Origin of the sequence: Paracoccus sp. (in: a-proteobacteria) (genome assembly GCF_032007265.1) — a bacterium.
GTDB lineage: Bacteria > Pseudomonadota > Alphaproteobacteria > Rhodobacterales > Rhodobacteraceae > Paracoccus.
In genome coordinates, this window is the sequence record NZ_DALZMB010000137.1 from 1 (window position 1) to 8,598 (window position 8,598).

8 protein-coding genes and 1 tRNA gene are annotated in these 8,598 nt (G+C 61.6%); 7 read left to right on the forward strand and 2 right to left on the reverse strand.

The genetic code is table 11. From position 1 onward, the window contains the following. Positions 1 to 529, reverse strand: a 529-nt coding sequence (locus RTS12_RS18770) for a class I SAM-dependent methyltransferase (RefSeq protein ID WP_312531232.1), incomplete at its 3' end; no start/stop codon positions are given. 572 nt (positions 530 to 1,101) lie between these two features. Further along, a tRNA-Lys gene (locus RTS12_RS18775) sits at positions 1,102 to 1,177 on the reverse strand. 127 nt (positions 1,178 to 1,304) lie between these two features. On the opposite strand from RTS12_RS18775, the gene dapF reads away from it, so the two are divergent. From dapF to RTS12_RS18810, 7 genes are all read left to right on the forward strand, one after another. Further along, entirely contained in the window at positions 1,305 to 2,090 is a 786-nt protein-coding gene (gene dapF / locus RTS12_RS18780; protein ID WP_312531234.1) for a diaminopimelate epimerase, read from the forward strand. Then, positions 2,087 to 3,361 carry a tRNA (N(6)-L-threonylcarbamoyladenosine(37)-C(2))-methylthiotransferase MtaB gene (mtaB, locus tag RTS12_RS18785; protein WP_312531235.1) on the forward strand — a complete coding sequence of 425 codons (1,275 nt, stop codon included), beginning with the start codon at positions 2,087 to 2,089 and terminating at the stop codon, positions 3,359 to 3,361. Before dapF ends, mtaB begins: the two co-directional genes overlap by 4 nt. A gap of 266 nt (positions 3,362 to 3,627) precedes the next feature. Next, positions 3,628 to 4,542: a histone deacetylase family protein gene (locus RTS12_RS18790; RefSeq protein ID WP_312531237.1), complete on the forward strand. Its 915-nt coding sequence runs from the start codon at positions 3,628 to 3,630 to the stop codon at positions 4,540 to 4,542. Then, complete coding sequence (locus RTS12_RS18795) at positions 4,542 to 4,778, forward strand: exodeoxyribonuclease VII small subunit (protein ID WP_312531239.1); 237 nt, start codon at positions 4,542 to 4,544, stop codon at positions 4,776 to 4,778. Before RTS12_RS18790 ends, RTS12_RS18795 begins: the two co-directional genes overlap by 1 nt. Further along, entirely contained in the window at positions 4,778 to 5,641 is an 864-nt protein-coding gene (locus RTS12_RS18800) for a farnesyl diphosphate synthase (protein ID WP_312531240.1), read from the forward strand. The genes RTS12_RS18795 and RTS12_RS18800 overlap by 1 nt, the downstream gene beginning before the upstream one ends. Positions 5,642 to 5,687: 46 nt before the next feature. After that, complete coding sequence (dxs, locus tag RTS12_RS18805) at positions 5,688 to 7,619, forward strand: 1-deoxy-D-xylulose-5-phosphate synthase (RefSeq protein ID WP_312531241.1); 1,932 nt, start codon at positions 5,688 to 5,690, stop codon at positions 7,617 to 7,619. A gap of 295 nt (positions 7,620 to 7,914) precedes the next feature. Next, positions 7,915 to 8,598: VIT family protein (locus RTS12_RS18810; protein ID WP_312531242.1), on the forward strand; the 684-nt coding region annotated here is incomplete at its 3' end.

Below are 8,598 nucleotides of genomic sequence, written 5' to 3' on the forward strand. Positions count from 1 at the left end.
CCGACATCGTCCAAGAGGGATTGTGGCGCAGGATCAGCGCCTCGGTCGCCTCGACCACATTGCCGGCCAGCGGCAGCCAATCGAAATGGGCAATGATGATGCGTCCGCCAGGGGTCAGGACGCGACAGGCCTCGCGTGCAGCCGCGGTCCTGTCAAACCAGTGCCAGCATTGACCCGCCGTGACCAGTTCGAGGCTGGCTGACGGCTCGCTTAGCTGCTCGGCGGTGCCGGTGCGATAGCTGACATTGACGCCGCATTCCTGATCAAGAACGGCCGCCTCGATCAACAGGGCCGGGGCAGGGTCAACACCGGTCACAGCCATGCCCATTTGGGCAAGGCCGCGTGCGACTGTTCCGGTGCCCGTGCCCAGATCAAGCGCGCGATCACCGGCGCGGACCCAACCGCGGGTCGCAAGCGATTGGAAGAATTCCGGCGGAAATCCCGCACGAAAGGTTGCATAATCCGATGCCGTCTTGCCGAAATCGACACTCGATCCAAAACTGCGCGTCGCATCTATGTCGTATTCCATGGGCCAGTCCTTTGTCGCTGTTGTGAGAGATGAGAGCCTTGATCAGGCTCGCGCGAAAAGGTGGGGCAGGGCAAGGGGCCAGCCGGAGAGGGGCGACTGAGAGATAGCCGCAACAGGCGATCAGCGGGGCCCAACGGACCGCATAGAGCGTGTTGGCGCGGTTTGGTCGGCCCTGGGTGTCCTGAGTCGCCTGCGGGTTGGAATGGCGCGGGTTCGGTCGGGCGCGGTCTGCTTGGCGCGTTTGGGCTGGTCGTGTGATTTTTAGTTGGGTCACTTGATCGTGAGGGTATCGGAAAACGGGAGGGATCGGATACCGACAGCGCCGAATCTGACGATTAGCGCGTTAACCACCTGCGAAGATAATGAAGGCGGTGATCATTTTCTTTAGCTATCTGCATCGGCAGAAATAGACAAGACAGGCAACGAACGCGCCAGTATCACAATATCGCAAGGATTTTTTTATAAGAGGTGCAGGTCTGACGAAAGTCTGGAAAAGTGATCCAGAAGTCTCATTCTCACCGTTATTCCCTTTTGAGACGGCGATTAACGCGCTGATCTCAAAGGGAGATAATTGGTGAGCCCAACAGGATTCGAACCTGTGACCCACTGATTAAAAGTCAGTTGCTCTACCAACTGAGCTATGGGCCCACTTCTTGAGACGCTGAGTAGTTTTACTGGCGGGTAGGGTCAAGCGGAAAACGACACTCTGGTTAAATCTTTTTTGCGGGATTATATCGCGACCATGGAAAACGCTGGAAAAACGCGCCTCCCCTTCATGAAGATGCATGGGCTTGGCAATGATTTCGTGGTTATCGATCTGCGCGACGGGGGCGAGATGCCAACGGCGGATCTTGTGACGCGGATTGCAGACCGTCATCGCGGCGTGGGCTTTGATCAGCTGGCGGTTGTGCGTCGCGATGGCAATGCCGATGCGCGGCTGACGTTCTTTAATGCGGATGGCTCGTTGTCGGCCGCTTGTGGCAATGCCACGCGCTGTATTGCCCGCTGGTTGATGGATGAGACAGGCGCCAGCCACCTGCGGCTGGAAACCGACCATGCCGTGCTGTTGGCCGAGGATGCGGGCAATGGCCTGACCCGCGTGAATATGGGCCATCCGGTTCTGGACTGGCGTGCGATCCCGATTGCCGAAGATATCGATATGCTTCATCTGCCTATTGCGGGCGATCCTGTTGCGACCGGCATGGGCAATCCGCATATCACGTTCTTTGTGGATGACGCCGATGCCGTCGATCTGGACCGTTTCGGCCCCACGCACGAACATCACCCGCTTTATCCGCAGCGCACCAATGTCGAGATCGTACAGGTCCTGTCGGATAGCGAGATCAAGCTGCGCATCTGGGAACGGGGTACCGGGCCGACGCTGGCCTCGGGGTCTTGCTCTTGCGCGGCGGCGGTGGCTGCGGCGCGGCGCGGGCTGACGGGACGCAAGGTCAAGGTCAATGTCCCCGAGGGCGGGGCTTTGGAAATCGACTGGCGCGAGGATGGGGTCTGGATGACCGGCCCGACCGCCCATGTCTTTGATGGGATCTGGCGCGAATGAGCGAAACTACCCCTCCGATTTTCGCGACGCTTGGCTGCCGGCTGAATGCATATGAGACCGAGGCCATGCGCGAAATGGCCCAGGCCGCTGGCCTGCAAGGGGCGGTTGTCGTGAACACCTGCGCCGTCACCGCCGAGGCCGTGCGCAAGGCGCGGCAGGAAATCCGCCGTTTGGCGCGGGAAAACCCCGGCGCCCCGGTGATCGTGACGGGCTGCGCGGCGCAAACCGAGCCCGAGACCTTTGCCGCCATGCCCGAGGTGACGAAAGTCATCGGCAATCATGAAAAGATGCAGCCCGCCATCTGGGAGCAGCTTCGCGCGCCCAATATGGCCCCCGATCTGATTGGCGAGACGGAAAAGATCCGCGTTGATGACATCATGTCGGTCAAGGAAACTGCGGGCCATCTGATCGATGGTTTTGGCCGTCACCGCGCCTATGTGCAGGTTCAGAACGGCTGCGACCACCGCTGCACCTTCTGCATCATCCCCTTTGGGCGTGGCAATTCGCGTAGCGTTCCGGCGGGCGTGGTGGTCGAGCAGATCAAGCGTCTGCGCGATCGCGGCTTCAACGAGGTCGTGCTGACCGGCGTTGATCTGACCTCTTGGGGTGCCGATCTGCCCGGCACGCCGCGCCTGGGCGATCTGGTGATGCGCATCCTGCGTTTGGTCCCCGATCTGCCGCGCCTGCGCATCAGCTCGATCGACTCGATCGAAGCGGATGACAACCTGATGCTGGCAATCGCGACCGAGCCGCGCTTGATGCCGCATCTGCATCTGTCCTTGCAGGCGGGCGATGATATGATCCTCAAGCGCATGAAGCGCCGCCATCTGCGCGACGATGCGATCCGCTTTTGCGAGGATGCGCGCAAGCTGCGCCCTGGGATCATCTTTGGCGCCGACATTATCGCGGGCTTCCCCACCGAAACCGAAGATATGTTCGAAAATTCGCTGAAGCTGGTTGATGATTGTGGCCTGACCTTCCTGCACGTCTTTCCCTATTCCGCGCGCAAAGGCACGCCTGCCGCGCGAATGCCCAAGGTGCAGGGTGCTGCGATCAAGGATCGTGCGGCACGTTTGCGCGCCAAGGGGGATGGCGCACTTATGGCCCATCTTCAGGGGCAGATCGGCCAGCGCCGCATGATCTTGACCGAAGGTCCGCGTCTGGGCCGCACCGAGCAATTCACCGAGGTCAGCTTTGACCGCGACATGCCCGAAGGGACGCTGATGGAGGTCACGATCACTGGCCATGACCGGATGCGCCTGACTGCCTAAGCGTGTGAAGCTGGGGTAGCGTGCCGGTGTCCGGCGCGCTGTCTGGTTTGTGGTTTGTGGCTGCCATGCCCAAGCGCGTTTGCCCCAAGAGTGGCTGCCCCACGCCCGCCCGGCCCAAGTGGCTGCCTATGTCTAGGCGGGCTTGGGCTGTCCTTGCCACAATGCCCCCTCCGGCATAGCCTGATCCCGGCCGGGTTGTGGCATTTTCGGGGGGAAAGAATGGCAAAGATCGCAGCCAGCGGATTCGGGCCTTGGGGGGATATGTGATGACACTGCTTTTCACGCACCCTTCGGCCTTTGATCACCTGACGCCGCCCGGACATCCGGAGCAGGTGGCGCGCATGCAAGCGGTGCTGGATGCCTTGCAAGATGCGTCCGTGGTGCGGCGCGAGGCGCCCCAAGCGCGCGAGGCCGATCTGTTGCGCTGTCATCCGGCGGCCTATCTGGACAAGATCCGCGCCGCGATCCCGGATGAGGGCATCACGATGCTGGATGGTGATACCTATACGTCTCATGGTGGCTATGCGGCCTCTAGCCACGCGGTGGGCGGGGTCTGCGCTGCGGTGGATGCGGTTCTGGCGGGGCAGGCGCCCAATGCCTTTGTCGCGATGCGGCCCCCCGGCCATCACGCTGAACGTGAAACCCCGATGGGCTTTTGCGTTTTCGGATCCGTCGCGATTGCGGCAAAACGCGCATTGGATCTGCACGGGCTGGACCGGGTCGCGGTGCTGGATTTCGATGTCCATCACGGCAATGGCACGCAAGATCTGCTTTGGGACGACAAGCGCGCCTTTTTCGCCTCGACCCATCAGATGCCGCTGTTCCCCGGCACCGGCAAGACCAGTGAGACAGGTGCCTTTGGCCAGATCATGAACCTGCCGTTGCAGCCGGGCACCGGCAGTGCGCGCGCACGCGAATCCTGGCAAGTGATCTGTGCGCAAATGGAAAGCTGGCGACCGCAGTTGGTGCTGATCTCGGCCGGGTTCGACGCGCATCGGGCTGACCCTTTGGCCAGCCTTGACTGGGACGAGGGGGATTTCACCGCGATCACCCGTATGATTTGCGATACGGCCGCGGAATGTTCGGCTCCGGTGGTATCCGCGCTCGAAGGCGGGTATGATCTGGATGCTCTGGGCCGATCTGTGCGCGCCCATGTCGATGTCCTGACTGAGGTAGCCTGATGACCGAAATCGAAACCATGTCCTTCGAAGAAGCGATGAAAGAGCTGGAGGCGACCGTCGGCAAGCTAGAGCACGGCGATGCCACGCTTGAGGATTCGATCAAGCTGTACGAGCGCGGCGCCGAATTGCGCAAACATTGCGAAAAGCGTCTGCGCGAGGCCGAAGAGCGTGTCGAGAAAATCACCCTGGCCGCGAATGGCCAGCCCAATGGCACGGTCCCGGTCGAGGGGCTGTAATGCAAGCGCGTTTCGATGAGGTGAAAGCGCAGCTTGCCACTGCGCTGGATCAGGCTATTGCGACTTTCCCCGCCGGAGAGCTGCGTGACGCCATGCAATATGCCTGCAGCGGCGGCAAGCGCATCCGCGCCTATCTGGTGATGGAATCAGCCCGCCTTCACGGCGTCGCCGACAGCGCCGCGCTGCCCGTAGCCGCCGCCGTCGAGGCCTTGCATGCCTATAGTCTGGTGCATGATGATCTTCCGGCGATGGATGATGATGATCTGCGCCGTGGCCTGCCAACCACCCATATCCGCTTTTCCGAAGCCACGGCTATTCTGGCGGGGGATGCGCTGCAAAGCATGGCCTTTGGTCTTTTGACCGGGCCAGAGCTGGGCAGTGCCGAGGTTCGTATCGCTTTGCTGCGCGAATTCGCGGATGCGGTCGGCGCGCGTGGCATGGTCTATGGCCAGATGCTGGATATTGCCGCCGAAAGCGCCCAAACGGCCCTGACCCTGGCCCAGATTACCCAGTTGCAGGCCGGAAAAACCGGCGCGTTGATCGAGTTTTCGGCCAAAGCCGGTGCGATTTTGGCGGGTGCGGATACGGCCGCTATGGCAGATTACGCCCGCAATATCGGCCTGGCCTTTCAAATTGCCGACGACATCTTGGATGTGACGGGGGATGAAAGCCAGACCGGCAAGCGCGTTGGCAAGGATGATGCGGCGGGCAAAGCGACCTTTGTGTCGCTTTTGGGGCTTGAGGGGGCACGTGCCAAAACCCTCGAGCTGGTCGCCAACAGCGATGCCGCGCTGACACAGTTTGGTGACGCTGCAGGAAACTTGCGAGAACTTGCGCGTTTCGTTATCGAACGGCACGCCTGAGCGGCGTCTGAACAACGCCTGAAATGCCACCCGGAAGGGGAAGCCAATGACTGACGACAGCCATCAGGACCGGCCAAAGACGCCGCTTCTTGACCGGGTAAACCTGCCCTCGGATCTGAAGGGGTTCAGCGATGCGCAATTGCGCCAGCTGGCCGATGAATTGCGCAGCGAAACCATCAGCGCTGTCTCGGTCACGGGCGGGCATTTGGGCGCTGGTCTGGGTGTGGTCGAACTGACAGTGGCGCTGCATGCGGTTTTCGATACGCCGCGCGACAAGATCATCTGGGATGTGGGTCATCAGTGCTATCCGCACAAGATCCTGACCGGGCGGCGCGACCGCATCCGCACTCTGCGCATGGAAGAAGGGCTGTCGGGCTTTACCAAGCGTTCGGAAAGCCCCTTTGATCCGTTTGGCGCGGGCCATAGCTCGACCTCGATCAGCGCCGGTCTTGGCTTTGCCATGGCGCGCGAGCTGGGCGGTGATCCCGGGGATGCGATTGCGGTGATCGGCGATGGGGCGATGTCGGCAGGCATGGCCTTTGAGGCGCTCAATAACGCCGGCGATCTGGGCAAGCGGCTATTTGTCGTGCTGAATGACAACGAGATGTCGATCGCGCCCCCCGTCGGCGCGCTGTCGCGTCACCTGACCAAGCTTTACGCCGAAGGCCCGTTTCACGAGCTGAAATCCGTGGCCAAAGGTGCGGTGGGCTTTTTGCCCTCGCCTTTGCAAGAGGGCGCGCGCCGCGCCAAGGAAATGCTCAAGGGCATGGCCGTGGGCGGCACCTTGTTCGAGGCTTTGGGTTTTTCCTACATCGGGCCGGTAGATGGCCATGATCTTGACCAATTGCTGCCGCTGCTGCGCACGCTGAAATCGCGCGCCAACGGGCCGGTGTTGATCCATGCCGTGACCAAAAAGGGCAAGGGTTACGCCCCTGCCGAAGCAGCCGCCGACCGCGGCCATGCAACGGCACGGTTTGATGTTCTGACGGGCACGCAGGCCAAGGCGAAATCGAATGCGCCAAGCTATACTGCGGTCTTTGCCCGTGCCCTGGTCGATCAGGCCAGCCGGGATGACAAGATCGTTGCCGTGACTGCGGCAATGCCGGATGGAACCGGTCTTAATCTGTTTGCCGAGCGCTTTTCGCGGCGTTGCTTTGACGTGGGCATCGCCGAGCAACATGCCGTAACCTTTGCCGCAGGTCTTGCTGCAGGCGGGATGAAGCCTTTCTGCGCGCTTTACTCGACCTTCCTTCAGCGCGGCTATGACCAGATCGTCCATGATGTCGCGATCCAGCGCTTGCCCGTGCGCTTTGCCATTGACCGCGCGGGTCTGGTGGGGGCCGATGGTGCGACCCATGCAGGGGCCTTTGACATCGCATTCATGGCGAACCTGCCCGGAATGGTCGTCATGGCCGCCGCGGATGAGGCTGATCTGGTCCATATGGTTGCCACGGCTGCCGCCTATGACGATGGCCCCATCGCCTTTCGCTATCCGCGCGGCGAAGGCACGGGCGTCGAAATGCCCGAGCGTGGTATCCCGCTGGAGATCGGAAAAGGCCGCGTCATCGCCCAAGGTGCGCGGGTTGCGATCTTGTCTTTCGGCACCCGCCTTTCTGAGGTCATGAAGGCGCGCGAGGCGCTGATTGCACGCGGCATCAACCCGACGGTGGTTGATGCGCGCTTTGCCAAGCCGCTGGACCGCGACCTGATCTTGCAGCTGGCGCATGAGCACGAGGCGCTGATCACCATCGAGGAAGGCGCGATCGGCGGCTTTGGCAGCCATGTCTCGCAATTGCTTTTGGAAGAGGGCGCATTGGACGGCGGGCTGAAATTCCGCCAGATGGTGCTGCCGGATACCTTCATCGACCATGCCGACGCCAAGGCGATGTATCGCGACGCAGGCATGAACGCCGCCGATATCGAGGCCAAGGTGCTTGAGGTGATGAGCATTGGCCAAATCGGAGAGAGGCGGGCCTAGGCTCGCGCCAAATCAGCGATCTGCGCAGCGTATAAATTGCTGCGCAGTTGCCCCCGTCAAGCAAGAGCGTTACCCCCAGCTCCTTCCGCCACCTGATTGCATTTGCGCTGGCCGCAGGGCCGCGTTCCGGCGATTCTTGCGATCAAAATGATGACACAAGCGCAGGCCCAAGCTTGCGCCCTGCACTCGGGATGGGGCAGGTTGGCTTTATTGACCACTGGCCAAAATGTGCCTGAAACCCGCCTTTCGGGCGCTTTGCCAAAGGCCCGCACGACGTTCACGGCAGAAAGAGGCCATGACTATAAACACCCACCCCGAAGCGCATCCCGACGATCCCCATTACATCAGCCGCGCGGGCTGGTTGCGTGCAGCGGTTCTGGGGGCCAATGATGGGATTGTTTCCATTGGCTCGCTTTTGGTGGGGGTGGCTGCGGTTGCGCCTGATACGGCCACCGTGCTGACCGCGGGGCTTGCCGGGCTAGTGGCTGGCGCGATGTCGATGGCGGCGGGGGAATATGTGTCGGTCAGCTCACAGGCTGATATCGAACATGCCGATATTCACCGCGAGCGACGTGCCTTGCGCGCTGATCCCGAAATCGAGCTGCAAGAGCTGATCGCGATTTATGAATCGCGCGGCCTTGCCCCTGATACCGCCCGCCTTGTTGCGGTCGAACTGACCGAGCATGATGCCCTTAGCGCCCATTTGCGCGACGAATTGGGCCTAAGCGAGATCCATGCCGCCAATCCGACCGTTGCGGCAATTGCCTCGGGGGTGACCTTTACCGTGGCCGGGGCGATTCCCCTGTTGGGGGCCATCATTGCGCCCGATGGGATGCTGATTGCGCTGGTCTTGCTGCTGACATTGGTTGCACTGGCGGCGCTGGGCGCGATCGGTGCAAAAGCTGGCGGTGCGCCGATCAAGCGCGCGCTTGTCCGCGTCTTGTGTTGGGGCGTTGCCGCCATGGCCATTACCGCGATT

Bases quoted from the DNA above. Each gene is read 5' to 3' on its own strand.
- RTS12_RS18800 (WP_312531240.1), top strand. From the start codon at position 4,778: ATGCAAGCGCGTTTCGATGAGGTGAAAGCGCAGCTTGCCACTGCGCTG.
- RTS12_RS18795 (WP_312531239.1), top strand. From the start codon at position 4,542: ATGACCGAAATCGAAACCATGTCCTTCGAAGAAGCGATGAAAGAGCTG.
- dapF (WP_312531234.1), top strand. From the start codon at position 1,305: ATGAAGATGCATGGGCTTGGCAATGATTTCGTGGTTATCGATCTGCGC.
- RTS12_RS18790 (WP_312531237.1), top strand. From the start codon at position 3,628: ATGACACTGCTTTTCACGCACCCTTCGGCCTTTGATCACCTGACGCCG.
- dxs (WP_312531241.1), top strand. From the start codon at position 5,688: ATGACTGACGACAGCCATCAGGACCGGCCAAAGACGCCGCTTCTTGAC.
- mtaB (WP_312531235.1), top strand. From the start codon at position 2,087: ATGAGCGAAACTACCCCTCCGATTTTCGCGACGCTTGGCTGCCGGCTG.